The organism is Curtobacterium sp. PhB146 (assembly GCF_004342995.1).
Taxonomy (GTDB): Bacteria; Actinomycetota; Actinomycetes; order Actinomycetales; family Microbacteriaceae; genus Curtobacterium.
This window is the reverse complement of sequence record NZ_SMBN01000002.1, coordinates 496,606-519,775: the sequence shown is the minus strand read 5'-3', so window position 1 is coordinate 519,775 and position 23,170 is coordinate 496,606. Positions and strand designations below refer to the sequence as shown.

28 protein-coding genes are annotated in these 23,170 nt (G+C 70.4%); 11 read left to right on the top strand and 17 right to left on the bottom strand.

Annotated elements, in window-relative coordinates:
- Positions 1-47 precede the first annotated feature (47 nt).
- From ccsB to EDF33_RS10910, 6 genes are all read right to left on the bottom strand, one after another.
- Entirely contained in the window at positions 48-1,076 is a 1,029-nt protein-coding gene (ccsB, locus tag EDF33_RS10935; RefSeq protein ID WP_131879561.1) for a c-type cytochrome biogenesis protein CcsB, read from the bottom strand.
- Between the two features lie 5 nt (positions 1,077-1,081).
- Positions 1,082-2,791, bottom strand: coding sequence for a cytochrome c biogenesis protein ResB (locus EDF33_RS10930; protein WP_235036025.1), 1,710 nt, complete (start codon positions 2,789-2,791; stop codon positions 1,082-1,084).
- Positions 2,775-3,473: a cytochrome c biogenesis protein CcdA gene (locus EDF33_RS10925; RefSeq protein WP_123292336.1), complete on the bottom strand. Its 699-nt coding sequence runs from the start codon at positions 3,471-3,473 to the stop codon at positions 2,775-2,777. The genes EDF33_RS10930 and EDF33_RS10925 overlap by 17 nt, the downstream gene beginning before the upstream one ends.
- 45 nt (positions 3,474-3,518) lie before the next feature.
- Positions 3,519-4,139 carry a TlpA disulfide reductase family protein gene (locus EDF33_RS10920; protein ID WP_123339052.1) on the bottom strand — a complete coding sequence of 207 codons (621 nt, stop codon included), beginning with the start codon at positions 4,137-4,139 and terminating at the stop codon, positions 3,519-3,521.
- Positions 4,136-4,792: a histidine phosphatase family protein gene (locus tag EDF33_RS10915; protein WP_123292091.1), complete on the bottom strand. Its 657-nt coding sequence runs from the start codon at positions 4,790-4,792 to the stop codon at positions 4,136-4,138. Before EDF33_RS10915 ends, EDF33_RS10920 begins: the two co-directional genes overlap by 4 nt.
- A gap of 68 nt (positions 4,793-4,860) precedes the next feature.
- Positions 4,861-6,351: a SulP family inorganic anion transporter gene (locus EDF33_RS10910; RefSeq protein WP_132100045.1), complete on the bottom strand. Its 1,491-nt coding sequence runs from the start codon at positions 6,349-6,351 to the stop codon at positions 4,861-4,863.
- A gap of 69 nt (positions 6,352-6,420) precedes the next feature.
- Between EDF33_RS10910 and EDF33_RS10905 the strand changes: the two genes are divergently transcribed.
- On the top strand, positions 6,421-6,795 hold the full coding sequence (locus EDF33_RS10905; protein ID WP_111084475.1) for a MerR family transcriptional regulator: 375 nt from the start codon (positions 6,421-6,423) through the stop codon (positions 6,793-6,795).
- Here EDF33_RS10905 and EDF33_RS10900 read toward each other — a convergent pair.
- Both EDF33_RS10900 and EDF33_RS10895 read right to left on the bottom strand, forming a co-directional pair.
- The gene (locus EDF33_RS10900; RefSeq protein WP_132100044.1) at positions 6,772-6,975 is read right to left on the bottom strand and encodes a hypothetical protein; all 204 of its coding nucleotides are present in this window, start codon (positions 6,973-6,975) and stop codon (positions 6,772-6,774) included. The genes EDF33_RS10905 and EDF33_RS10900 overlap by 24 nt on opposite strands.
- Entirely contained in the window at positions 6,965-7,351 is a 387-nt protein-coding gene (locus tag EDF33_RS10895; protein ID WP_132100043.1) for a hypothetical protein, read from the bottom strand. The genes EDF33_RS10900 and EDF33_RS10895 overlap by 11 nt, the downstream gene beginning before the upstream one ends.
- Positions 7,352-7,492: 141 nt before the next feature.
- On the opposite strand from EDF33_RS10895, the gene aspS reads away from it, so the two are divergent.
- Positions 7,493-8,833: an aspartate--tRNA(Asn) ligase gene (gene aspS, locus EDF33_RS10890; protein WP_132100042.1), complete on the top strand. Its 1,341-nt coding sequence runs from the start codon at positions 7,493-7,495 to the stop codon at positions 8,831-8,833.
- Between the two features lie 160 nt (positions 8,834-8,993).
- Here the strand turns inward: aspS and EDF33_RS10885 are convergent, their stop codons facing one another.
- From EDF33_RS10885 to EDF33_RS10865, 5 genes are all read right to left on the bottom strand, one after another.
- Positions 8,994-9,287, bottom strand: coding sequence for a Dabb family protein (locus EDF33_RS10885; protein ID WP_123292087.1), 294 nt, complete (start codon positions 9,285-9,287; stop codon positions 8,994-8,996).
- Complete coding sequence (locus EDF33_RS10880) at positions 9,284-9,538, bottom strand: glutaredoxin family protein (RefSeq protein WP_123338836.1); 255 nt, start codon at positions 9,536-9,538, stop codon at positions 9,284-9,286. The genes EDF33_RS10885 and EDF33_RS10880 overlap by 4 nt, the downstream gene beginning before the upstream one ends.
- Before the next feature lie 84 nt (positions 9,539-9,622).
- Positions 9,623-9,721 (bottom strand): AURKAIP1/COX24 domain-containing protein, encoded by a 99-nt coding sequence (locus EDF33_RS10875; protein ID WP_003792170.1) that lies wholly within the window; start codon positions 9,719-9,721, stop codon positions 9,623-9,625.
- Between the two features lie 128 nt (positions 9,722-9,849).
- Positions 9,850-10,044: a helix-turn-helix domain-containing protein gene (locus EDF33_RS10870; protein WP_022902482.1), complete on the bottom strand. Its 195-nt coding sequence runs from the start codon at positions 10,042-10,044 to the stop codon at positions 9,850-9,852.
- Between the two features lie 100 nt (positions 10,045-10,144).
- Positions 10,145-10,660 carry a metalloregulator ArsR/SmtB family transcription factor gene (locus EDF33_RS10865; protein ID WP_123292085.1) on the bottom strand — a complete coding sequence of 172 codons (516 nt, stop codon included), beginning with the start codon at positions 10,658-10,660 and terminating at the stop codon, positions 10,145-10,147.
- A 74-nt stretch (positions 10,661-10,734) separates the two neighbouring features.
- Here EDF33_RS10865 and EDF33_RS10860 point away from each other — a divergent pair, with 74 nt between their 5' ends.
- Both EDF33_RS10860 and EDF33_RS10855 read left to right on the top strand, forming a co-directional pair.
- The gene (locus tag EDF33_RS10860; protein WP_123938603.1) at positions 10,735-12,168 is read left to right on the top strand and encodes a potassium transporter TrkG; all 1,434 of its coding nucleotides are present in this window, start codon (positions 10,735-10,737) and stop codon (positions 12,166-12,168) included.
- A gap of 22 nt (positions 12,169-12,190) precedes the next feature.
- On the top strand, positions 12,191-12,856 hold the full coding sequence (locus EDF33_RS10855) for a TrkA family potassium uptake protein (RefSeq protein ID WP_111084290.1): 666 nt from the start codon (positions 12,191-12,193) through the stop codon (positions 12,854-12,856).
- A 12-nt stretch (positions 12,857-12,868) separates the two neighbouring features.
- On the opposite strand, the gene proC is transcribed toward EDF33_RS10855, so the two are convergent.
- Positions 12,869-13,699, bottom strand: coding sequence for a pyrroline-5-carboxylate reductase (gene proC / locus EDF33_RS10850; RefSeq protein WP_123292083.1), 831 nt, complete (start codon positions 13,697-13,699; stop codon positions 12,869-12,871).
- A 64-nt stretch (positions 13,700-13,763) separates the two neighbouring features.
- Between proC and EDF33_RS10845 the strand changes: the two genes are divergently transcribed.
- Positions 13,764-14,720 carry a cation diffusion facilitator family transporter gene (locus tag EDF33_RS10845; protein WP_123292082.1) on the top strand — a complete coding sequence of 319 codons (957 nt, stop codon included), beginning with the start codon at positions 13,764-13,766 and terminating at the stop codon, positions 14,718-14,720.
- Here EDF33_RS10845 and EDF33_RS10840 read toward each other — a convergent pair.
- Positions 14,701-15,135, bottom strand: a complete 435-nt coding sequence (locus EDF33_RS10840) for a nucleoside deaminase (RefSeq protein WP_123938773.1) — start codon at positions 15,133-15,135, stop codon at positions 14,701-14,703. The two genes, EDF33_RS10845 and EDF33_RS10840, sit on opposite strands and share 20 nt — an antisense overlap.
- Positions 15,136-15,211: 76 nt before the next feature.
- Between EDF33_RS10840 and upp the strand changes: the two genes are divergently transcribed.
- From upp to EDF33_RS10815, 5 genes are all read left to right on the top strand, one after another.
- On the top strand, positions 15,212-15,847 hold the full coding sequence (gene upp / locus EDF33_RS10835; protein WP_111084293.1) for a uracil phosphoribosyltransferase: 636 nt from the start codon (positions 15,212-15,214) through the stop codon (positions 15,845-15,847).
- 497 nt (positions 15,848-16,344) lie between these two features.
- Positions 16,345-17,115 (top strand): winged helix-turn-helix domain-containing protein, encoded by a 771-nt coding sequence (locus tag EDF33_RS10830; RefSeq protein ID WP_123292081.1) that lies wholly within the window; start codon positions 16,345-16,347, stop codon positions 17,113-17,115.
- Between the two features lie 278 nt (positions 17,116-17,393).
- On the top strand, positions 17,394-17,906 hold the full coding sequence (locus EDF33_RS10825; RefSeq protein ID WP_123338832.1) for a MarR family winged helix-turn-helix transcriptional regulator: 513 nt from the start codon (positions 17,394-17,396) through the stop codon (positions 17,904-17,906).
- The gene (locus EDF33_RS10820; RefSeq protein ID WP_131879322.1) at positions 17,903-19,252 is read left to right on the top strand and encodes a deoxyribodipyrimidine photo-lyase; all 1,350 of its coding nucleotides are present in this window, start codon (positions 17,903-17,905) and stop codon (positions 19,250-19,252) included. Before EDF33_RS10825 ends, EDF33_RS10820 begins: the two co-directional genes overlap by 4 nt.
- Positions 19,249-20,706 (top strand): serine hydrolase domain-containing protein, encoded by a 1,458-nt coding sequence (locus EDF33_RS10815; RefSeq protein WP_132100041.1) that lies wholly within the window; start codon positions 19,249-19,251, stop codon positions 20,704-20,706. Before EDF33_RS10820 ends, EDF33_RS10815 begins: the two co-directional genes overlap by 4 nt.
- 63 nt (positions 20,707-20,769) lie before the next feature.
- Here EDF33_RS10815 and EDF33_RS10810 read toward each other — a convergent pair whose 3' ends face one another.
- The gene (locus EDF33_RS10810; protein WP_165901360.1) at positions 20,770-21,741 is read right to left on the bottom strand and encodes a PfkB family carbohydrate kinase; all 972 of its coding nucleotides are present in this window, start codon (positions 21,739-21,741) and stop codon (positions 20,770-20,772) included.
- A gap of 154 nt (positions 21,742-21,895) precedes the next feature.
- Between EDF33_RS10810 and EDF33_RS10805 the strand changes: the two genes are divergently transcribed.
- The gene (locus EDF33_RS10805; RefSeq protein ID WP_132100039.1) at positions 21,896-22,471 is read left to right on the top strand and encodes a hypothetical protein; all 576 of its coding nucleotides are present in this window, start codon (positions 21,896-21,898) and stop codon (positions 22,469-22,471) included.
- Positions 22,472-22,555: 84 nt separating this feature from the next.
- On the opposite strand, the gene EDF33_RS10800 is transcribed toward EDF33_RS10805, so the two are convergent.
- A complete protein-coding gene (locus EDF33_RS10800) occupies positions 22,556-23,170 on the bottom strand; it encodes a superoxide dismutase (protein WP_111084300.1) in 615 nt (204 codons plus the stop codon).

The following is a 23,170-nucleotide window of genomic DNA, read 5'->3' as shown; positions in this document are numbered from 1 at the left end:
CGTCCGGTCCTGGTCGCGACCAGAGCCGCGTCAGTGACGCGCGTCGCTCACAGGCCCGAGTAGCTGTGCAGGCCCTTGAAGAAGACGTTCACGACCGAGAAGTTGAACATCACGGCGGCGAAGCCGATGAGCGCCAGCCACGACGACCGCGCACCGCGCCAGCCGCGGGTCGCACGGGCGTGGATGTACCCGGCGTAGACGACCCAGATGATGAAGGTCCAGACCTCCTTGGTGTCCCAACCCCAGTACCGGCCCCAGGCACGCTCCGCCCAGACCGCACCGGCGATCAGGGTGAAGGTCCAGAGGACGAAGCCGACGAGCAGGACGCGGTAGGTCAGGACCTCGAGGCGGTCGGCGTCCGGCAGGGTCGCCATGAAGCGGAGCTTGCCCGAGGCGGTCCGGCCCTGGCGGTACGTCTGCACGAGCTGCGCCACCGCGAGCCCCGCACCGAGCGCGAAGAACCCGGTGCCCGCGATCGCCACGAAGACGTGGATGACGAGCCAGTACGACTGCAGCGCCGGCTGCAGCGGCACGACGGGGACCCAGTAGTTCACCGTCGCGATGCCGAGCAGGATGATCGTCAGCCCGGTGATGAAGACGCCGAGGAACTTCAGGTTCTGCCAGAACTGCACGAGCAGGAAGATGAGCGTGATGAGCGCCGTGCCGGTGAGCGAGAACTCGAACATGTTGCCCCACGGCACACGGTCGGCCGCGATGCCGCGCAGGACCACCGATGCGACGTGCAGCACCAGCGCGAGGATCGTCATGGCCATGCCGACGCGCTCGAACTTCGTGCCGCGCGCGGCCGAGCCGCCGGCGTTCGCCGGGGGTGCCGCGACCGGTTCGAGCACGACGGTGCCGCCCCGGACGGTGGCGACGGTCTTCGTCGAGCGGGCCGCGCCCACCGAGGCGGTCGCCGCAGCGTCGTCCGAGTCCGCACCAGCGTCCTTCGCCGCTGCCGTCACCTCGCCGGAGCGTTTCGCCATGTCCAGCGCGAACGAGATGAACGCGATGACGTAGACCGCCATCGCGGAGTACGTCAGCACGACCGAGTAGGTCGCGAGGTTCGTGGTCATGTCGTTCACTGGGGCATCCTAACTCCGAGGTCCGACGTGTGGCGCTGTGCGATGTCCGCGACGGCCCGTTCGAGGTTGGGGTCCTCACCGCGGGCGAGGCCCGCGTACTCCAAGTCGTACTCGCCGTGCTCTGCGCCCTTGCGGGGGACGACCTTCACCCACACGCGTCGGCGCGGGACGAAGAGCGACGTGAGCAGCCCGAGCGTCGAGAGCAGCGCGAAGGCGGCGACCCACGCCTGCGACGGGTCGTGGTGCACGTCGAGCGACACGTAGCGCTTGACGCCGTCGAAGGTGATCGACCCGGCACCGTTCGGCAGCTTCTTGGTCTGCCCGGGCTCGAGCGCGATGCTCGCCGTGTCGGACTGACGGCCGGCGATCTGCGTGAGGCCCTTGGTGTCGAGCGTGTAGACGCTCTGCGGCACGCCGCTGTCGAGGCCGAGGTCGCCGGTGTAGACCTGCAGCGTCAGCAGCGGGTTCTGCGTGTCCGGGTAGGCGCTCGTGTACGCACCCGAGGCGAGCTTCGACGCCGTCGGGTAGAAGAACCCGACCATGCCGAGCTGGTCCGGCAGCGCGTCCGGCACCTTGATGACGCCGGTGGACGTGTAGTTGGCGTCCTCGGGCAGGAACGGCACGACGTCCTGGAACGCCACGTTGCCCTCGCCGTCGCGCACCGTGACGTTCATCGCGTAGCCGTTGCCGAGCAGGTAGACGTTGGTGCCGCCCACGTGCAGCGGGTCGTTCACGCCCAGGCGGCTGGTCGTCGACTCGCCGCCCTTCTCCTTGCTCGTCACGGTCGCCGAGTAGTCGAGCGCCTGGCCGAGGGCGTCGAGGTTGCGCTCCTCGTACTTCGTGACGAACTTGTCGAGCGTCAGGTTGTAGCCCTTGAGGTCGGTCTGCTGGAACCAGCGACCCGGGTTGAACGAGTCGTAGGAGCCGAGGACGTTCGAGAACGTCTGCCCCTCGACCAGCAGCCGCTGGCCGGTGAACCCGAACCCGCCGCCGACACCGACGGCCAGCAGGACACCGACGAGCGCCGCGTGGAACACCAGGTTGCCGGTCTCGCGCAGGTAGCCGCGCTCCGCGCTCACCGAGTCACCGAAGCGCTCGACGCGGTACCCGGAGCGCTTCAGGATCGCCATCGCGCGCGTCACCGCGTGCTCGCTGGACGGGAGGCCCGTGGTCACGTCGATCCCGGTGGTGCCGTCGATCATCGCGTCGGGCTGCACCGCCACGGTGCGGAAGCCCGCCAGTCGTGTCAGGCGGACGGGGGTCCGGGGCGGACGGGTGCGGAGCGCCTGCCAGTGGTGCTTCGTGCGCGGCACGATGCAGCCGATCAGGGAGACGAACAGCAGCAGGTAGATCGCCGAGAACCACACCGAGGTGTAGGTGTCGAAGACCTGCAGCTTGTCGAGGATCGGGTAGAGCGTGGCGTGGTCGGCCTTGTACTGGACGACACCGTTCGGGTCGGCGGTGCGCTGCGGCACGAGCGAGCCCGGGATCGCCGCGAGGGCGAGCAGCATGAGCAGGAACAGCGCGGTGCGCATGCTCGTGAGCTGTCGCCAGAAGAACCGGAGGGTGCCGACGAAGCCGAGCTTCGGCTGGTTGATGCCGGCGTCGCCGGGTCCGGAGCCGTCGACGTGGTCGGACGGTCGCTGCGGGTCCGACGCGGTGTCGGCGCCCGTCGCTTCGGTTTCGGGATCAGACCGCGGGGACAAAGCTCTGGATCACCGCCCCGACGCTCGACATGACGGCCGACCAGATTCCGGTGACCATGAGCAGACCGATGACGATCAGGATCGCTCCTCCGATGATGTTGACGGTGCGCATGTGCCGCTTCACGGCGCGGATCGCACCGGTCGCCCAGCCGGCCCCGAGGGCGACGAGGACGAACGGGATGCCGAGGCCCAGGCAGTACGCGACGCCGAGCCACATGCCCTGCCAGGCACTGCCCGACTGCACACTGAGCAGGTTGATGGCGGCGAGGGTCGGGCCGAGGCACGGGGTCCAGCCGAGGCCGAACACGATGCCGAGCAGCGGGGCGCCGACGAGTCCGGTCGCGGGTGTCCAGCTCGGCTTGATGGTGCGCTGCATGAACGTGAACCGGCCGACGAACACCAGCCCCATCGCGATGACGACGACGCCCAGGATCTGCGTGATGAGGTCGCGCCACCGCACGAGCCAGAACCCGAGCGCGCCGAACACCGTCGTGTACGCGACGAAGACCGCCGTGAAGCCGAGGATGAACAGGAGCACGCCGAGCACGACCCGCCCTCGGCGCTGCCCGCCCTCGGCGATCCCACCGACGTACCCGAGGTAGCCGGGCACGAGCGGGAGCACACAGGGCGACAGGAACGAGACGAGCCCCGCGAGCGCCGCCACGGGCAGCGCGACGGCCATCTGGCCGCTGAGGATCGCCTCGGCGAAGGGGTTGGAGGCCACGGGTCAGGAGGCCTTGCCGGCGTCGACTTCGTCGCTGATCAGGGTCTTCAGGATGCTCGTGCCGTCGACGGCGCCGAGCACCCGGGCAGCCACGCGGCCCTTGGTGTCGAGGACGATCGTGGCCGGCACGGCGTTCGGGGCGATCTGACCGGACAGGGCGAGCTGCATCGTGCCGGTCTTCTGGTCGAGGACCGTCGGGTAGTCGACGCCGAAGGTGCGCTCGAAGGCGGCTGCGGTCGCTGCCTCGTCGCGGACGTTGACGCCGATGAACGCGACGTCGTCGGCACCGGCGTAGGACTCGTGCACCTCGTTGAGGTACTTCGCCTCGGCGCGGCACGGCGGGCAGCTCGCGTACCAGAAGTTCAGGACGACGACCTTGCCCTTGAGGTCCTTCGACGAGACGGTGTCGCCGTCGGAGTCCTTCGCCTCGAAGTCGACCGCGTCGGACCGCTTGTCGGCGGTGACCTCGGTCACCGCGCCGTCGCCGGAGATGTAGTTCTGGGTGGTGCCGTTGCCGTACTGCTTGGCGAGGCCACCGTTGTCCGACGAGCACCCGGACAGGACGAGCGCCGCGGCGACCGCCGTCGCTGCGAGGACCGCGAACCGCTTGCTGATGACGCTCACACTGCTCCTTCGTCGATGGCGGTCGCGCGCAGCTCCTGCGCGGGATCCGTGTACCCGACCTCGGTGAACCGACCGGTCGACGTGGCGGGCACCCGTTCGACGGTCGTGATGCTCGACAGGTCGCAGCGGCGCTTGCGTGGGTCGTGCCAGAGCGACTCCCCCGCGAGCTTCCGGTGGACCGTCCAGATCGGCAGCTGGTGGCTGACCAGGACGACGTCGCCGCCGTCCACGCTCTCCCACGCCGTGGTCATCGCGGCGAGCATGCGGTTCGCGATCGACTCGTACGCCTCGCCCCAGCTCGGCCGGAACGGGTTCGCGATCCAGGGCCACTCCGCCGGACGGCCGAGCGAACGCTTCGTGAAGCCCGGGGGCTGCCCCTCGTACCGGTTCGTCGGCTCGATCAGGCGCTCGTCCAGCGTGACGTCGAGCCCGTACGCAGCCGACCACGGCGCCGCGGACTCCTGCGTGCGCTGCAGCGGCGAGGCGACGATCCGGCGCACGTCGACACCGGCGTCCTTCCACGCGGTCGCCGAGGCGAGGGCCATCTGCTTGCCGAGGTCGCTCAGTCCGAAGCCCGGGAGCCGCCCGTACAGGACGCGGTCGGGGTTGTGCACCTCACCGTGCCGGACGAGGTGGAGTCGGGTGGCGGGCATGGGTTCCAGTGTAGGTCGCCCACCGGTGCTCACCGGCCCCACAGCCGATTCACCGGATGCGGAAGCGCTCAGCCGAGCTCGCCCGACAACCGCCCGTGGATGGCCACCGACCCGGTGTTGAGGCCCACGACCTCGACCGTGGACCCGTGCTTGGCGAACCGCTGCTCGACGCCGTCCAGTGCCGCGACCGTCGAGGCGTCGAAGACGTGCGCGTCGGACAGGTCGATGACCACGTGCTCCGGGTCCTCGGCGTAGGAGAACCGCGTGACGACGTCGTTCGACGACGCGAAGAACAGGGCGCCGCGCACCCGGTACCGCACGGTGTGCTCGTCGACCGGCTCGCGGACGACGGTGACGACGTGGGCCGCCCGGCGAGCGAAGACCAGTGCTGCGACGACGACCCCGACGAGCACGCCGGTCGCGAGGTTCTCGGTCACGACGACCACCACGACGGTGATGAGCATGACGGCGGTCTCCCCGAGGGGCATCCGCCGCAGGGTGCGCGGACGGATGCTGTGCCAGTCGAAGGTCGCCACGCACACCATGAGCATCACGGCGGTCAGCGCGGCCATCGGGATCTCGGCCACGAGGTCGTGCAGCACGATCGTCAGGACGAGTACGGAAGCACCGGCGACGAAGGTCGAGATCCGGGTCCGTGCGCCCGCGGTCTTCACGTTGATGACCGTCTGGCCGATCATCGCGCAACCACCCGTCCCGCCGAAGAACGCCGACGCGATGTTGGCGACGCCCTGCCCCCAGGACTCCCGCCACTTGCTCGAGCCGGTCTCGGTGATGGAGTCGACGAGCTGCGCGGTCAACAGGGTCTCGATGAGGCCGACGATCGCGACGCCGAACGCGTACGGCGCGATGATCTGCAGCGTCTCGAAGGAGAACGGGGTGACGATGCCGTTGAACCCGGGTAGTGCGGTGGGCAGTTCGCCCTCGTCGCCGACCGTGGGGACGACGACGCTGAAGAGCATCGTGATGCCGGTGATCACGACGACCGCGATGAGCGGCGCGGGCACCGCCTTGGTCAGGAACGGGAAGCCGACGATGATCGCGATGCCGAGGGCGGTGAGCGGCCAGACGACGAACGGGACGTCGGGGCCGAGCAGGTTGGGCAGCTGCGCGGTGAAGATGAGGATGGCCAACGCGTTGACGAACGCCACGTTGACGCTGCGCGGGATGAAGCGCATCAGGCGCGCGACCCCGAGGAACCCGAGCACGAGCTGGAACACGCCGCCGAGGACGATCGCGGGCACGAGGTACTCGATGCCGTGTTCGCGGACGAGCGGCGCGATGACCAGGGCCACCGAACCGGCCGCGGCGGACACCATCGCCGGACGGCCGCCGACGATCGAGATGACGACCGCGATGATGACGCTCGAGAACAGGCCCACCGCGGGGTCGACCCCGGCGACGACGGAGAACGAGATCGCCTCGGGGATGAGCGCGAGCGCGGTGACGACACCGGCGAGGACCTCGCGGGTGAGCATGCGGGGTGAGCGGAGGGCGGTGAGGACGCTCGGGGCCGCCGGCGCGTGTGTGATCACGGACATCGATCGGAACTCTACCCTCACGTGAGGGTAGAGTTGTGCACCGTGAGCACCACCGACACCCCGGACACGATGCACATCGGCGAGCTGGCGGACCGTGCCGGCATGTCCCTGCGGACGATCCGCCACTACGACGAGGTCGGGCTGCTCGTGCCGAGCGGCCGCACCACGGGCGGGTTCCGGGTCTACACCGCGCAGGACCTGGACCGGCTGCTCGTGATCCGCCGCATGAAGCCACTCGGGTTCACGCTCGACGAGATGGCGGACCTGCTGCGGGTCGTCGATGCGCTGGCGGCGAAGGACCCCGACGACGAGCCCGCGCTGGCTGCACGCCTCGACGAGTACCTCGACGATGCCCGGGCCCGGCACGCCAAGCTCGTCGAGCGCGCCGGCATGGCCGAGGAGTTCATCGGCACCCTGGGGTCACTCCGCGCTTCGCTTCCCTGAGCGCTCGTACCGCGCGAGCCATCGCCGCTCAGCCTCGGCTGCTTCTTCCGGGGAGTACTCCAGACGTGCCTCCACCCGCTCGAACATGGCGATCATCTTCCGCGCCTTCCGCTTCGGGTACGCGTCGAGGATGACCTGGTTGAGCCGGACCTGCGCACGCCGGCGTTCCTCACCGGTCATGTGCATGAACATGCGTTGCATCGCGTTCCTCTTCTCCGAGTGTTCGTACCAGGACACTCACACCTGGATCGTCGACCCGTCCATGAATCTGCATGTCGTACATCGCGCCCGCGACCATCCGTCCGATCTCGGCCTTGCCGACGTCGTCGGACGACACCATCTCCGCTGCCCAGACAACCTGTTGCCAGACGTACGCTCGCTCGATCGCACGGTGCTCTCGCCGCCACCGCATGAACGACCAGACCGTTGCCGTCGTGGTGCCTCCGAGCGCCAACAACGACGCGACGATCGTCGCGATCGCCGCAGGCGGCCAGGTCGCGAGCTCCCCCGTCCCCGTCCCCACCCGGTCCCCCCTCTCGTCTCGCGACCCGGCCACGTCGAGAACGCTACGGACCCACGCGACGCCCCACGGGCCTCCCGGTCAGACCTGTGGACGACGCCGGAAGCGAGCCGCCCTGTGGAGGGGAACACCCTGCGGACCGACGCCGCCGGACGCAGACGGTTAGACTCGACCACCGTGATCGAACGCACCCGCATCGCCGACCTCGCTGCCCTCCCCGACGGCCCCGTCTCCGTGGCCGGATGGGTCGAGACCGTCCGAGACCAGAAGAAGGTGCAGTTCGTCGTCCTCCGCGACGAATCCGGCGCCGTCCAGCTCGTGAACCCCGCCACGCGCGAGGCCGAGGACGGTGACGACGCCGCCCAGGCCGCGCTCGCCACCACCACCGAGATCTCGGCCCTCGCCCACGGCACCTTCATCCACGCCACCGGCACCCTGAAGCACGACGAGCGCGTCAAGCTCGGCGGGCTCGAGGTCAAGGTCGGCACGCTCGAGGTGGTGAGCGCCGCGATCCCGGAGACCCCGATCGCCGACGACTCGTCGCTCGACAAGCGGCTCGACTGGCGCTTCCTCGATCTGCGCAACCGCAAGCAGAACCTCATCTTCCGCATCCAGACGACCCTGGAGCACGCGTTCCGCACCTACTGGGTGGACCGCGACTACATCGAGATCCACACCCCGAAGCTGATGGCGTCGGCGTCCGAGTCGCGCGCCGAGCTCTTCCAGCTCGAGTACTTCGAGACGACCGCCTACCTGGCGCAGTCGCCGCAGAACTTCAAGCAGATGGCCCAGCCGGCCGGCTTCGGCGCCGTGTTCGAGATCGCCGACGCGTTCCGCGCGGACCCCTCCTTCACGAGCCGCCACGCGACCGAGTTCACGAGCGTCGACGCCGAGTTCTCGTGGATCGAGTCCCACGAAGACGTCATGGCGATGCACGAAGAAGTCCTGGTCGCCGGCATCACCGCGGTCAAGGAGAAGCACGGCAAGGACATCGAGGAGGTCTTCGGCTTCGAGCTGCAGGTCCCCGCGACGCCGTTCCCCCGCGTGACCCTGGCCGAGGCCCGGAAGATCGTGGCCGACAGCGGCCACGACGTCGTCCGCGCCGACGGCGACCTGGACCCCGAGGGTGAGCGCCGCGTCGCCGCCTGGGCGAAGGAGCACCACGGTTCGGAGTTCGTGTTCGTCACCGAGTACGACGCCTCGATCCGGCCGTACTACCACATGCGCAAGCCGGGCGACCCCTCGCTCACGAACAGCTACGACCTCATCTTCAACGGCGCGGAGATCTCCACGGGCGCACAGCGCGAGCACCGCGTCGACGTGCTCGAGGCGCAGGCCGTCGAGAAGGGCCTCGACCCCGAGGAGCTCGGCTGGTACCTCGACTTCTTCCGCTACGGCGTGCCGCCGCACGGTGGGTTCGGCATGGGCCTTGCGCGCGTGCTCATGCTCATGTTGGGTGAGCCGTCCATCCGTGAGGTCACGTACCTCTTCCGTGGACCGACGCGCCTGACGCCGTAGTCACGTCGCGCGGCGCCCCGCGCGAGCGCACGTCGCGCGGCGCCCCGCGCGAGCGCACATGGTGAACAGGAATGGTCGCCTCCCGATGCGGGAGGCGACCATTTCTGCTCACGAAGCGCCGCAGCGCACGCAGCGCCGGGGGCGGGACGGGAGGCCCGGCTCAGCTCTGCCAGTCGATGGCAGCCCGCCCCGTGACCAGTCCACGGATCTCGGCTGCGGCAGCCTGGTGGTCCGGGTGCACCTGGTACTCGTCGAGTCCGGCGAGGTCGTCGAACGACGCGACGACGGCGACGTCGCTGTTCTTCTCCGGGTAAGCGACGTTCTCGACGACCTCGAGCGAACGGATCGACCCGATGGTGCCGGTCAGGCCGGTCAGGAGTTCGCGGATCCGGGCGATGGTCGCGGCGCGGTCGAGGTCTTCGCGCAGGGTCCAGGCGACGACGTGGGAGATCATGCGGGGGAACCGGCCTTCTCGAGGGCACGTGCGAGCCGGTCGGCGTCGACGTGCCAGTTGCTGTGGACGCGCCCGTCGACCAGCACGACGGGGATGTCCTCCGCGTACTCCTGGCGAAGGGCGTCGTCGTCGAGGATCGAGCGTTCCTGCAGGGTCACGCCGGGGTGTTCGGCGACGACGCGTTCGACCACGGGCCGTGCGTCGTCGCAGAGGTGGCATCCGGGCTTCGTCAGGAACGTCACTGCGGGCATGGCTCCAGCGTAGCCCGCGGTCCGCGTCCCCTGGGGAATGCGAAAGCCCCGGCGAACCGGGGCTTGACGCTGCAGGCTCGGGGCCTACTTCTTGTTGCGACGCTGGTGGCGCGTCTTGCGAAGCAGCTTGCGGTGCTTCTTCTTCGCCATGCGCTTGCGACGCTTCTTGATGACAGAACCCATGTGGACCTCGCTCGGACTGTGCTGATGTATCGGACACCGGGCCGTCGAGACCGCGGAAAATCAACCCGGCCGAGTCTACCGGAGGGCTGACGCGATGTCGAACGCGCCCGGAACGGACGGGTGTGCGCTCAGCCGACGTCTGCGATGCCGCCGCGCAGCACGTCGGCGACGGCTGACTCGGGGACACGGAAGGACCGGCCGAAACGGATGGCGGGGAGCTCACCGGCGTGGACCATGCGGTACACGGTCATCTTCGAGACACGCATCATCTCGGCGACCTCAGCGACGGTGAGGAAGCGCACGTCGTCGAAACTGCCGGTCATGATCCGCCTTCGGTGGCTCGCACGCGATCCGCGCACGGGTTTGGTGTGACCTGTGTGGTCACTGGCAACTGTAGAGGCGCGTGCGACCCAGTGTCCAGGCTCAGTCTTCGTCGCCGCGGCGAGTGAAGCGCTTGCGGCTGCGGTCGACGACACGCTCCCAGCCCTGCTGCGCACCGGAGATCGCCGCGGTGGCCCGGTAGGACGCCTCGGCCATGACACGCCCGAGCTCGGTCCCGACCTCGACGGTGGTCTTGCCGGCAGCACCGTTCCGGCGGACGGACACGGGCTGACCGTCGGGGGTCCAGGCCGTGGTCGCGGGCATGCCGTCGGCGTCGACCGCGCCGGTGAACGGCAAGACCCAGTCCTCCAGCGACACGAGCGGTTCCGGGTCGAGCCGGTAGAAGCGGTGCTGCCCTTCTTCACGGCTGGTGACGAGTCCGATGTCGCGCAGGACCCGGAGGTGCTTCGACACCGTCGGCTGGCTGACGCCCAGTCGTTCGACCAGTTGCCCGACGCTGAGTTCCCCGCCGGTGACGTCCGATCCGTACGCGGCGAGGAGGGTCCCGAGCAGCTCGCGCCTCGTGGGGTCCGCCACGACGGAGAAGATGTCGGCCATGCGGGCAAGGCTAGCCGGGGCACCACGGATGTACCATGACGAACCGTCCCGGCCCATGTCCTCGGAGGCATACGATGCTCGACCGTACCGAGCCGCTCCCGCGGCACGTGACCGTCACCCGACGACGCGGCGGACGGATCGCGACGGTCCTGCGCTCGTCGCCGTCACGTCTGGCGATCCTGGTGTTCGTCGCCCTCATCTTCGTGTTCACATCGCTGTTCATGACCCCGTGGGCGGCAGCCGACGGGACCGGCACGCACTTCTCCGACGCGCTGTTCACGGCGGCGTCGGTGGTCTGCGTCACGGGCCTCGCGACCGTCGACATGGCCACGCACTGGTCGGTGTTCGGCAAGGTCCTCGTGGTGATCGGGACGCAGATCGGTGCGGTGGGCGTCCTGACCTTCGCGTCGATCCTCGGGCTCTTCGTGACCCGCAAGCTCGGGCTCCGCGCGAAGCTGATGGCCGCCGGCGACTCGAACCCGCTCCGCACCCACCACGGGGCGGTCCCCGAGGGGCAGGCCGTCCGCCTCGGCGAGGTCGGCACCCTGCTCGCCACGGTCGCGGTGAGCACCCTGTCGATCGAGATCGTCCTCGGCTTGCTGCTGCTGCCGTCCGTGCTGATCGCCGGCATCCCGTTCTGGACCGCGGTCGGTGACTCCTTCTACTACGCCGCCATGGCGTTCACGAACACCGGCTTCTCACCGAACGCGGACGGCCTCGACCCGTTCGCCCACGACTACTGGTTCCTGACGCTCCTGATGATCGGTGTCGTCGCGGGGTCGATCGGCTTCCCGGTCATCCGCACCCTGACGAAGCAGCTCCGCACGCCGCGCCGCTGGCCCATCCACGTCAAGCTCACGCTGGCCACGAGCGCCGTCCTGCTCATCGGCGGTGCGATCGTCTACACCGCGCTCGAGGCGTCGAACCCGACGACCTTCGGCGAGGAAGGGGCCGGCCGGACCGCGTTCCAGGCCCTCTTCCTGTCGACGATGACGCGGTCCGGTGGCTTCTCGCTCGTCGACTTCGACCAGCTGAACGGCTCGAGCCTGCTCGTCACCGACATGCTCATGTTCATCGGCGGCGGGTCGGCCTCGACCGCCGGCGGCATCAAGGTCACGACGCTCGCCGTGCTGTTCCTCGCCGCGGTCGCCGAGGCCCGGGGGCGGCAGAGCATGGAGGCGTTCGGCCGCCGCATCCCGAGCGACGTGCTGCGGGTCGCGGTCGCCATCGTGCTCTGGGGGGCGACGATCGTGGCCGTCGCGACCGTGGTGCTCCTGCAGATCACGGACGATTCGCTCGACCGTGTCCTGTTCGAGGTGATCTCGGCGTTCTCCACCAGTGGGCTGTCCTCGGGTGTCTCCGCGAACCTGCCCGAGTCCGGCAAGTACGTCCTGGCCGCCACCATGTTCCTCGGCCGGGTCGGTACAGTGACCATCGCCGCAGCCCTGGCCGCGAGTCAGAGCCGGCAACTGTTCCGCCGTCCCGAGGAGAGGCCGATCGTTGGCTGACCGAACCCGTCCCCCGCACCCGATGGGTGCGATCAGTCACGACGCACCCGTGCTCGTCATCGGCCTCGGCCGGTTCGGCGCCGCCACCGCCGGTCAGCTCGAACGGCAGGACCGCGAGGTGCTGGTCGTCGACACCGACCCGGGCCTGGTGCAGAAGTGGTCGGACCGGGTCACGCACGCCGTGCAGGCCGATGCGACGGACATCGACGCCCTGCGCCAGATCGGTGCGCAGGACTTCGCGATCGCGGTCGTCGGCACGGGCAGCGACCTGGAGTCGAGCGTGCTGATCACCGCGAACCTGGTCGACCTCGGTATCCCACAGATCTGGGCGAAGGCCATCAGCCGGTCGCACGGCACGATCCTGTCCCGCATCGGCGCGAACCACGTCGTCTACCCGGAGCGCGAGGCCGGCGAGCGCACGGCGCACCTGGTGTCCGGGCGCATGCTCGACTTCATCGAGTTCGACGACGACTTCGCGGTGGTGAAGATGTTCCCGCCGCGGGCGGTGCGCGGCAAGGACCTCGCGACCACGGTGATCCGCACGCGGTTCGGCCTGACGGTGCTCGGCATCAAGCCGCCGGGCAGCCCGTTCGTGCCTGCGACGCCGGAGAGCATCATCGGCGAGAACGACGTGATCATCGTCTCGGGGTCCGAGACGGACCTGGAGCGCTTCGCCGCCTACGAGTAGTCCCGACCGCGGCTACGACGCCGCGATCTCCTCCGCGCGAGCGATCGCCGCGCGCGACGCGCGCAGGAACGTGTCGGCCAGGTCGGCGTCCTGCAGCACCGCGACGGCCCGCTCGGTGGTGCCCTTCGGGCTCGTGACGGCACGCCGCAGGTCTGCGGGTCCGCGATCCGACCGGTCGAGCAGCTCGACGGCACCCCGGAGCGTGCCCTGCACCATCGCGGCCGCCTGCTCGGGGGCGAAGCCCAGCGCCTCCGCGGCACGCTGCCACTCCTCGACGAGCAGGAAGACGTAGGCCGGGCCCGAGCCGGACACCGCCGACAGGGCGTCGAGCTGCGCCTCGGGCACCTCGAGCACCCGTCCTGACGCCGTGAACACCGACGACGCGAGCGCGACGGCCTCGGCGTCCGCCGATGCCCCGGCGCTGATCCCGGTGACGCCGTGGCCGACGCCGATCGGCGTGTTCGGCAGCGCTCGGACGACGCGGACCCCGGCCGGCACCCGCGCCTCCATGCTCGCGGTGGTGGTGCCGACCGCCACGCTGACCAGCACCGCACCGGGCTCCAGGTCGGCGGCGACCTCGTCGAGCAGGTCCGCGATCACGTACGGCTTCACACCGACGACGACGAGTGCCGCGCCACGGACGGCCGAGCGGTTCGCGTCGGGGTCGGTGTCGCTCGCGGTGGCGTCGAGCCCGCGCTCCCGGTGGGCGGCCGCCGACGCCTCGGACTTCGTCGTGAGGGTCACGGTCGCCGGGTCGAGTCCGGCGGCGAGCAGGCCGTCGAGGACCGAGCCGGACATGGAGCCGACGCCGAGCAGGGCGGTACGGGGCAGGTCGATCGTCATGCTCCCGACCCTACCGACCGGCCTCGCCTAGGATCGTCTTCCAGATCGGGAGAAGGGTACAGCTGTGAGCGCTTCAGGAGGCACGAAGGCGATCCTCGCCGCACTCGGTGCGAACGTCGGCATCGCGATCGTGAAGTTCGTCGCGGCGGCGATCAGCGGGTCCGCGTCGATGCTGGCCGAGGGCGTGCACTCCCTGGCCGACTCCGCGAACCAGCTCCTCCTGCTGCTCGGTGGTCGCCGGGCGCGCCGCGCCGCCGACGAGGAGCACCCGTTCGGCTACGGCCGCGAGCGCTACGTCTACGCCTTCGTCGTCTCGATCATCCTGTTCTCCGTCGGCGGCGTCTTCTCGCTCTACGAGGGCATCGAGAAGCTCGCCCACCCGCACCCGCTCGAGAACTGGTGGCTGCCGCTCGTCGTGCTCGTCATCGCGATCGGGCTCGAGGGCTTCTCGCTCCGCACCGCGCTGAAGGAGGCCCGGCCGCAGAAGGGCACGCTCAGCTGGGTCCAGTTCGTCCGCCGCGCCAAGGCCCCGGAGCTGCCCGTCGTCATGCTCGAGGACACCGCGGCACTGCTCGGCCTGGTGTTCGCACTCTTCGGCGTCGGGCTGACCGCGATCACCGGCAACGGCGTCTTCGACGCGATCGGCACGATCTTCATCGCCGCCCTGCTCATCGCCGTCGCGGTCGTCCTGGGCATCGAGACGAAGAGCCTCCTCGTCGGGGAAGGCGCGACCGCCGCCGACGTCGAGCGGATCAAGCACGCGGTGCTCGACGGCCCGGAGGTCGACTCGATCATCCACATCAAGACCCTGTACCTGGGCCCGGACGAGCTGATGGTCGGCGTGAAGGTCGCCGTCGACGGCGACCGCCGCCTGGGGGACGTCGCCGCGGGCATCGACACGGTCGAGCAGCGGGTGCGCTCCGCGGTGCCGATCGCCCGGGTCATCTACGTCGAGCCCGACGTGCTCCGCACCGGTCCGCGCCCGCCGACCGAGGCGATCGTCATCCTCGCCGCTGACTGAAGAACGCGTCGAGCAGCGCGGCGCACTCGCGTTCGAGCACGCCGCCGACGACCTCGGAACGATGCGGCAGCCGACGGTCCCTGGCGATGTCGTAGACGCTGCCGGTCGCGCCCGCCTTCGGGTCCCAGGCGCCGAACACGACGCGCGGCACACGCGCGGCCAGGATCGCCCCGGCGCACATCGGGCACGGCTCGAGGGTCACGACGAGCGTGTGCTCGTCGAGGTGCCAGTCCCCCGTGACCGCGGCGGCCGCGCGGAGCGCGAGCACCTCGGCGTGGGCGGTCGGGTCCTGCAGCGCCTCGCGCTCGTTCCGGCCGACGGCGACGACGACGCCGTCGCGGTCGAGCACCACCGCGCCCACGGGCACGTCGCCGGTCGCCAGGCAGGCCCGGGCCTCGTCGAGCGCGCGCTCCATCGCCGGGACGAACGGACGGGCAGCGGGCGCTTCCACGGGACCTCCAGGTGGTCGGCAGCACGGTAGGCTCGACCCTATGCGAGTCCACGTCGCCGACCACCCGCTCATCACCCACAAGCTCTCGGTGCTCCGCGACCGGACCACACCCTCCCCCACGTTCCGCGCCCTGACCGAAGAGCTCGTCACGCTCCTCGCGTACGAGGCCACGCGGAACGTCCGAGTCACCGCGACGCCGATCGACACCCCCGTGGCGCACACCATGGGCGTCTCGATCGCCAAGCCGCGTCCGCTCGTCGTCCCGATCCTGCGTGCCGGCCTCGGCATGCTCGAGGGCATGGTCAAGCTCGTGCCGACGGCCGAGGTCGGGTTCCTCGGCATGGCCCGCAACGAGGAGACGCTCGAGCCGCAGACCTACGCCGAGCGCCTGCCCGACGACCTGTCCGGCCGTCAGTGCTTCGTGCTCGACCCGATGCTGGCCACCGGCGGGACCCTCGCCGCTGCCATCGACTTCCTGTTCGCACGCGGTGCCGAGGAGATCACCTGCGTGTGCATCCTCGGTGCGCCGGAGGGGCTCGCCATGGTCGAAGAGGCCGTCGGCGACCGCAACGTCTCGATCGTCCTCGGTGCCCTCGACGAGAAGCTCGACGAGAACGGGTACATCGTCCCCGGTCTCGGCGACGCCGGCGACCGCCTCTACGGTCTGGCCGAGTAGGCAGTCGACGTCACCGACGATCGACGGGAGGCCCGTGGCGACACCGCCACGGGCCTCCCGTCGTCCGTCAGCCCGGTCCACCGCCACCGGTGCGCGGAACGCACCGTCTGCTCGGACGGTTGACACCACCTTGGTATACCGCCGATACTCGTCCCATGACTGCAACCGTGTCCACCCGCGTCCTCTCCGAGGTCCAGGGGACTGCCGGCATGATGATGCCGGTCGCCGTCATGCGTTGTCGAATGTGTGCCTGATCGGCACCCGTTCCAGCCGGATCCCCCGCGACACCACCCCGGTCGCGAGCGTGTGATCCCCGGGTGACGGACACCGTCGGCGACGCGCACCACGTCACGAGGTCTGTCTCCCGTTCCCCCGGGTCCGCCCCGGTCCGCAGCAGGACCGCAGGGCACATCGGCATCCAGCCGTACCCGGGTCGACGCATTCGACACCGCCGCCAGCGCCACACGCGCACCGGCCACATCGCCCGGAGAACCACCATGTCGCTCACCATCGCCCAGCCCCGCACCGCGCTCCGCACCGCCGCTCCGGCGCCGACCGACCTCGGGACGGTCACCCCGATCCGTCCGCGTCCCGCGACACCGGCCACGACCGGACAGACGAGCGTGCCGACCAGCCCGGTCGTCGCACCGCAGCGCAACCGCTCCCTGCCCGAGGGCACCGAGGCCCGTGGCTTCGCGCTCTACGTCGGGATCGACGAGGCGAAGGCGGCAGCGGCCGGCACGACGCTCGCAGCCGTCGTCGAGCAGCTGAAGGCACTGACCGCGCAGCTGGTGCCGAACTCGGAGACCTACGCGGCCGTCGCCGTCGCCGCGGAGCAGTCCGGTGGCCGTGACGTCGACGTCGTCCGACTGGCCCTGCAGGACCGGTCCGCGGTCGCCGCCCGCAAGCAGGCCGAGAAGCCCGAGCCGGAGGAGACCGGGGTCGTCATCGACATCTCCCGCAAGCGCGTCACGCTCGACGGCGACGCAGCACCCCTGACCTACAAGGAGTTCGAACTCCTGCAGTTCCTGGTGCTGCGCGAGGGCCAGACGGTGGACCGCTCGGCCATCATCGACGGCCTGTGGTCGGACGGCGAGGACGAGACCCCGAACGAGCGCACCATCGACGTGCACGTGCGTCGTCTCCGCTCCAAGCTCGGCGCGTTCGAGGAGATCGTCCGCACCGTCCGCGGCGTGGGCTACCGGTTCGACCGGCACGCCGACGTGGCCGTGCGCTACGCCTCGACGCCGTCGCCCGACCTCTTCTGATCCTGATCGGTCGCTCTTGGTGAACTCGCAGCGAACGACGCACGGGGAGGCTAGCGCGCCGTTACCGCTTCGTTATACAGTCGGTGGTGCAGACGGTGTTTGCTGTGGCACCGCCTGCGGAATGTGATTGCAGGAAACTCTTGGTGCAAGGGAGAGGGCCGGTCGCTCGGAAGAGCGGCCGGCCCTCGTGCATGTCGGAGCGCATGCATGTCGAACCCGCGCCTGTCGGGGGCCGTCGGTAGTGTGGACGGACCGTCCGACCAGAGGGGAGCGCCATCGTGAGCGAGTCACGCCGCAGCGAGAAGGCGACCGCCGTCGCTGCCTGGGAATCACTGTTCCGCGCCCAGGTCACCGTGATGCGGAGCCTCAACGCGGACTTCCCCGGCGGCGAGATCTCCTTCAACGAGTACGACGTCTGCTTCAACCTGTCGACGCAGCCCGGTCGACGCTGCCGCATGCGTGACCTCACCGGCCACCTGCTCCTCACCCAGCCGAGCGTGAGCCGTCTGGTCGATCGCCTGCTCGCCCGCGGGATCGTCGAGAAGCAGCCGGATCCGTCCGATGCCCGCGGCGTCATCGTGGCCCTCACCCCGCACGGGTTCGACGTCTACCGCCAGGTGGCCGTGCAGCACGCGGCGAGCATCGCGCAGCAGGTCGGCGCCGGACTGTCCGACGCCGAACTCCGCACGCTCACCGAGCTCTGCACGAAGCTGCGCCTCGCGGTCGGCACCGCCCCGGGCCGACGGGCCGTCGCGCGGTCGGTCTCCGAGTCGGACCCGGCAGCGGTGTGACCGGCGCACTGGTCTGGCTCCGCGACGACCTGCGGCTGGCCGACAACCCCGCACTTCGTGCCGCGATCGACCACGGCGGCGACGTCACGGTGGTCTACGTCCTCGACGACGAATCCCCCGGCATCCGTCCCGCGGGCGCGGCGAGCCGTTGGTGGCTCCACCACTCGCTCACCGCGCTGGACGGCGAACTGCGTGACCGTGACTCGCGGCTGGTGCTGCGACGGGGTGCGGCCGCCGCGGTGATCGACACCCTCGTCGCCGACACCGGTGCCGACGCCGTGTTCTGGAACCGTCGGTACGGTCCGGCCGAGCGCGAGGTCGACGCCGGCATCAAGAGCGCCCTGCACGACCGCGGCATCGAGGCGCACAGCTTCGCGGCGAGCCTGCTCTGGGAACCGTGGACCGTCCGCACCGGACAGGGCGAGCCGTACAAGGTGTTCACCCCGTTCTGGCGCGCTGCCCAGGCGATGCCGGAACCACGGCACCCGCTCCCGAAGCCCCGCGACCTGCCCGCCCCTGCCCGCGTCGCGAGCGACGACCTGAGCCAGTGGGACCTCCTGCCGACCCGCCCCGACTGGGCCGGCGGACTCCGCGATGCCTGGGAGCCCGGCGAGCACGGCGCACACCAGCGGCTCGAGCACTTCGTCACCCATGCGCTCGAGGACTACGACCAGCGCGACGAACCCGCCATGGCCGCCACGAGCGACCTGTCCCCGCACCTGCGCTGGGGCGAGGTCAGCCCGTACCAGGTGTGGCACCGGCTGCACGGAGCGCTCGAGCCCGAGCAGCGCCAGAACGCCTCCGCCTTCCTGCGACAGCTGGCCTGGCGCGAGTTCAACTGGAACGAGTACTTCCACTGCGAGGACATCACGACGGTGAACGTGCGTCGTGAGTTCGACGCGTTCCCGTGGCGGGACGCCCCCGATGCCGAGGTCGACCGGTGGCGCACCGGGACGACCGGGTTCGACCTCGTCGACGCCGGTATGCGCGAGCTGTGGCACTCCGGCGCCATGCACAACCGTGTCCGGTTGGCGACCGCGAGCTTCCTCGTCAAGAACCTGCTCGTCGACTGGCGGGTGGGCGAGCAGTGGTTCTGGGACACCCTCGTCGACGCCGACTCCGCCAACAACGCCGCGAACTGGCAGTGGGTCGCCGGGTCGGGCTTCGACGCGGCGCCGTACTTCCGGGTGTTCAACCCCGACCGGCAGCTCGAGCGCTTCGACCCGCACCGCGAGTACGTGCACCGGTGGGTGCCGTCGGAGGAGCTCCGGCCCGAGCCGATGGTCGACCTCAAGGCGACCCGGCAGCGCGCGCTCGACGCGTACGCCGAGATGCGTCGGTCATGAGCCCGTGGGACACCGCCGTCGCGCAGGTCGACGCGCTCTTCTGTGACCGTGTCGACCGTGGCGTCGCGCCGAGCAGTGCGTGGGGTGTGTTCGACCGGACGGGTCTCGTCACTTCCGGGGGCCACGGCGACCGCGGCGACGGGCAGCGGCCGGACGCCGACACCGTCTACCGGATCGCATCGTGCACGAAGAGCGTCACCGCGGCGACGCTGCTGACGCTGGTGTCCGACGGCCGACTGGACCTCGACGCGCCGATCACCGCGTTCGTCCCGGCGTTCGGCGCGGTGCCCCTGCCCACACCGGACTCCCCCGTGCCGACCGTGCGGATGCTGCTGACCATGTCGGCCGGCTTCCCCACCGACGACCCCTGGGCGGACCGGCAGGAGTCGATCAGCGACGCCGAGCTCGACGACGTCCTGCGCGGCGGTCTGCTGTTCGACTCCGTGCCCGGCACCCGGTTCGCGTACTCGAACCTCGGCTACGCGCTGCTCGGTCGGGTCGTCGCCGTCGTCACCGGCCGTCCGTTCACCCAGGCAGCACATGACACCGTGCTCCGACCGCTCGGTCTCGACCACACGGTGTTCAGCGCGGCCGAGGCGCAGGGACCGGTCGTCACCGGGTTCCGCCCGCACGACGGCGACTGGGAGCCCCTGCCGATGACCGGCCCGGGTGCGTTCTCGTCGATCGGCGGACTGTTCTCCACCGTCCGCGACCTCGCACGGTGGGCCACGCACCTCGGGTCGGCGTCCTCCGATGCTCCGGAACCCGGCCCGGTCTCCCCCGCCGACCGCCGGCTCATGCAGCAGGCGATGCGGGTCGTGCCGTCGTCCGTCGTCCCCGGCTCGTCACGCGCCACGGCCTACGGCTTCGGACTGTTCGTCGAACAGGACGACCGGTTCGGCGAACTCGTCTCGCACTCCGGCGGCTACCCGGGGTTCTCGGCACACATGCGCTGGTCCGCGCAGACGGGTCTCGGTGTCGTCGCGTTCGAGAACGCCACGCAGGCGAAGGTCTCCACCGCTGCCCAGCAGGCACACGACCTGCTCCTGGACGCAACGCGTCCGGCGGCGTCCGACGGGCACGGCGACACGACGACCGGACCGGTGCGCCGCCCCGGCGCCGAGCCGACCATCCGGGCGACGCGAGCCGCGCAGGTTGCCGTGACGGGCCTCCTGGCCGACTGGCAGGACGACGGAGCGGACGTGGTCTGCACGCCGAACGTGGCGATGGACGTCCCCTACGACCGACGCCGGCGGGCGATCGCGGCGGCGGTGGCCGAGGTGGGTGCCGACCTGACCGCCGCTCCCGTCGCGGAGCAGTCGTCGACGCCGTCGCACCTGCGGTGGTGGCTGCCCGGCACCTGCGGGCGGTTGCGCGTCGAGATCCGGCTCGCCCCTGGAGCGGCAGGACGGGTCCAGACCCTCACCGTCGTGGCGGAGCCCGCCGAGCACTGACACACCGGACCCCACGCGACGGGCCGGCCAAGTCCGTGTCGGTGCCGGTCTGGCGACTGCCCGTCACACCGGTGGACGACCACCCACGAACCCGAGTGCTCGGGCCGCGACGCGGGTGCCCTCACGTGCAGCCGCTCCGACGCGCACGGGATCGGTCGCCCAGGCACGCACGAAGCCCGCGGCGAACGCGTCACCGGCGCCGACCGTGTCGACGACCGTGGCCGGCGTCGCGGGGACGCGGTGCACGCTCCGTCCGCGTCGCCCCACCAGCACGCCGTCGGCGCCCACCGTGACCACCACGAGCGGCACGTGCTCGGTGAGTCGCCGCACCGCGTCGTCGAGGTCGGTCGTCCCGGTCAGTTCGAGGGCCTCCTGCCGGCCGGGGAAGAGGACGTCGACGCCGACGAGGGCCTCGAGGAAGGCGGGGGCACCGACCGACCGGACGATCGCTGCCGAGGACGGGTCGAGCGACACCCGGGCAGATCCCGTCCGGGCGCGGGCGACCAGGGACGCGATGCGGTCGGCGCCACCACCGAGCATCGCGTGCCCGGTCAGGTGCACGATGTCCGCGCGTCGGGCCACGGCCTCGGGGACGTCGGCAGCCGTGAGCTTCCCGCTCGCGGCCGGGTCGGACATCGCCGTGCGGCCGCTGTCGTTGCGCACGGACACCACGACCCCGGTGGAGGTCATCGCGTCGTAGCGCAGGTGCGGGCGGACACCGGCGTCCTCCAACGAGCGCTCGTGCCGGTAGACGTCGTCGACGCCGACCCGCGCGACGAGGTCCACCTCGGCACCGAGCCAGCCGAGCCAGGCGGCGGTGTTGCCGGCGGCACCCGTCGGTCGGTGGCGGATCACGGCGGCGGGGTCGTGCACCCCGATGGTGTGCGCGGTCGTCTGCACGAGCACCCCGTCCAGGACGTCGCCGATGACCAGGAACCGTTTTCCGGCGCCACGACGGCGGCCCGCGACCACCCGTCCGGCACGGGTCCCCTCGGGCTGCGACACGGGCACGGAGGCCTCTTGCGGCATGGACATCTGCCCCAGTGTACGGGGAACCGAGTAAAGCTCCGTTTTCGGGACCGCACGGACCCTCGTCGTGGTGGCCAATCGCACTGCCCGACCGGTAACATACGCAATGCCACCATGTGGCGGGTCCTGTGCCCGCCGCCGACGATCCGACGGAGATGCCATGCCCCGGAAGCCCGACCCGACGCTCAAGCCGGCGATCCTCGAGAAGGTCACCCTGCACCTGCTGGACACCAAGCTCGAGGACGTCTCGGTCCGCAGCCTCGGGCGCATCCTGGGCACCAGTGCGTACCCGATCGTCTACCACTTCGGCTCCCGCGACGCCCTCATCGACTCGGTCGTCGTGCACCTGGCGGACACGGTCTGCCACGCTGCGCTCGATCCCGCTGCAGACCGCTCCGCCCTCGCTGACTACTTGGTGACCAGCTTCGGTCGCCTCGACGACCCGCACCGAGCACTCGCGGCCCGGCTCACCTTCGAGCTCGGGTCCGTCGAGGCGATGGACGGCCGGGTCCAGCAACGCGGTCTGCACCGGGACCACGTGGCAGCGGTCGCCGCGTGGTGCCTCGCACACGGCTACGACGCCGAGGCCGCCGAGCGCGTCGCACGCGACGCCGTGACGACTGCCCGCGGTGCCCAGTGGACCGCGATCGTCGACCGCGAGCGCGCCGACACCGACGCCGCGCTCCGGGCGATCGCCGACCGGCTCGCCGCCGGCGCGGCAGTCACCGCGGCGTGATGCACGAACGGGAGGCACGGTGCCAGCTGGCACCGTGCCTCCCGTTCGTCCGTCGGTCGCGTCACGCGACCCGCGATCGGTGGATCAGAGCGTCACGAACGACTGCGACTTCGCGTTGGCGAAGCGCGCCGCGACGTTCTCCCAGTCGACGATGTTCCAGACGGCCTTCACGTAGTCCGCCTTGACGTTGAGGTAGTCGAGGTAGAAGGCGTGCTCCCACATGTCGAGCAGGAAGATCGGCACGAGGCCGAACGGCACGTTGGCCTGCTGGTCGAACAGCTGGAACGTGGTCAGCTTCTGGCCGACGGTGTCCCAGGCCAGGACGGCCCAGCCGGAGCCCTGGATGCCGTTCGCGACGGCGGCGAACTGCGCCTTGAAGGTGTCGAACGAGCCGAAGAACTCGTCGATCGCCGCGGCGAGCTCACCCTCGGGGACCTTCGTGTCCGGGCCGAGGTTGGTCCAGAAGATCGAGTGGTTGACGTGGCCACCGAGGTGGAACGCCAGGTCCTTCTCGAGCTTGTTGATCGCACCGAAGTTGCCCGACTCGCGCGCTTCACCGAGCTGCTGCAGCGCGGTGTTCGCTCCGGTCACGTAGGCCTGGTGGTGCTTGTCGTGGTGCAGCTGCATGATCTTGCCGCTGATGTGCGGCTCGAGTGCGGCGTAGTCGTACGGCAGCTCCGGCAGGGTGTACTCAGCCAT

Excerpts from the sequence above, each read along its gene's own strand:
- ccsB (WP_131879561.1), bottom strand. The coding sequence starts at position 1,076 with ATGACCACGAACCTCGCGACCTACTCGGTCGTGCTGACGTACTCCGCG.
- EDF33_RS10925 (WP_123292336.1), bottom strand. The coding sequence starts at position 3,473 with ATGGCCGTCGCGCTGCCCGTGGCGGCGCTCGCGGGGCTCGTCTCGTTC.
- EDF33_RS10915 (WP_123292091.1), bottom strand. The coding sequence starts at position 4,792 with ATGCCCGCCACCCGACTCCACCTCGTCCGGCACGGTGAGGTGCACAAC.
- EDF33_RS10910 (WP_132100045.1), bottom strand. The coding sequence starts at position 6,351 with ATGTCCGTGATCACACACGCGCCGGCGGCCCCGAGCGTCCTCACCGCC.
- EDF33_RS10905 (WP_111084475.1), top strand. The coding sequence starts at position 6,421 with ATGCACATCGGCGAGCTGGCGGACCGTGCCGGCATGTCCCTGCGGACG.
- EDF33_RS10900 (WP_132100044.1), bottom strand. The coding sequence starts at position 6,975 with ATGACCGGTGAGGAACGCCGGCGTGCGCAGGTCCGGCTCAACCAGGTC.
- EDF33_RS10885 (WP_123292087.1), bottom strand. The coding sequence starts at position 9,287 with ATGATCTCCCACGTCGTCGCCTGGACCCTGCGCGAAGACCTCGACCGC.
- EDF33_RS10880 (WP_123338836.1), bottom strand. The coding sequence starts at position 9,538 with ATGCCCGCAGTGACGTTCCTGACGAAGCCCGGATGCCACCTCTGCGAC.
- EDF33_RS10875 (WP_003792170.1), bottom strand. The coding sequence starts at position 9,721 with ATGGGTTCTGTCATCAAGAAGCGTCGCAAGCGCATGGCGAAGAAGAAG.
- EDF33_RS10870 (WP_022902482.1), bottom strand. The coding sequence starts at position 10,044 with ATGACCGGCAGTTTCGACGACGTGCGCTTCCTCACCGTCGCTGAGGTC.
- EDF33_RS10865 (WP_123292085.1), bottom strand. The coding sequence starts at position 10,660 with ATGGCCGACATCTTCTCCGTCGTGGCGGACCCCACGAGGCGCGAGCTG.
- EDF33_RS10860 (WP_123938603.1), top strand. The coding sequence starts at position 10,735 with ATGCTCGACCGTACCGAGCCGCTCCCGCGGCACGTGACCGTCACCCGA.
- EDF33_RS10855 (WP_111084290.1), top strand. The coding sequence starts at position 12,191 with ATGGGTGCGATCAGTCACGACGCACCCGTGCTCGTCATCGGCCTCGGC.
- proC (WP_123292083.1), bottom strand. The coding sequence starts at position 13,699 with ATGACGATCGACCTGCCCCGTACCGCCCTGCTCGGCGTCGGCTCCATG.
- EDF33_RS10840 (WP_123938773.1), bottom strand. The coding sequence starts at position 15,135 with ATGGAGCGCGCGCTCGACGAGGCCCGGGCCTGCCTGGCGACCGGCGAC.
- upp (WP_111084293.1), top strand. The coding sequence starts at position 15,212 with ATGCGAGTCCACGTCGCCGACCACCCGCTCATCACCCACAAGCTCTCG.
- EDF33_RS10830 (WP_123292081.1), top strand. The coding sequence starts at position 16,345 with ATGTCGCTCACCATCGCCCAGCCCCGCACCGCGCTCCGCACCGCCGCT.
- EDF33_RS10815 (WP_132100041.1), top strand. The coding sequence starts at position 19,249 with ATGAGCCCGTGGGACACCGCCGTCGCGCAGGTCGACGCGCTCTTCTGT.
- EDF33_RS10810 (WP_165901360.1), bottom strand. The coding sequence starts at position 21,741 with ATGTCCATGCCGCAAGAGGCCTCCGTGCCCGTGTCGCAGCCCGAGGGG.
- EDF33_RS10805 (WP_132100039.1), top strand. The coding sequence starts at position 21,896 with ATGCCCCGGAAGCCCGACCCGACGCTCAAGCCGGCGATCCTCGAGAAG.
- EDF33_RS10800 (WP_111084300.1), bottom strand. The coding sequence starts at position 23,170 with ATGGCTGAGTACACCCTGCCGGAGCTGCCGTACGACTACGCCGCACTC.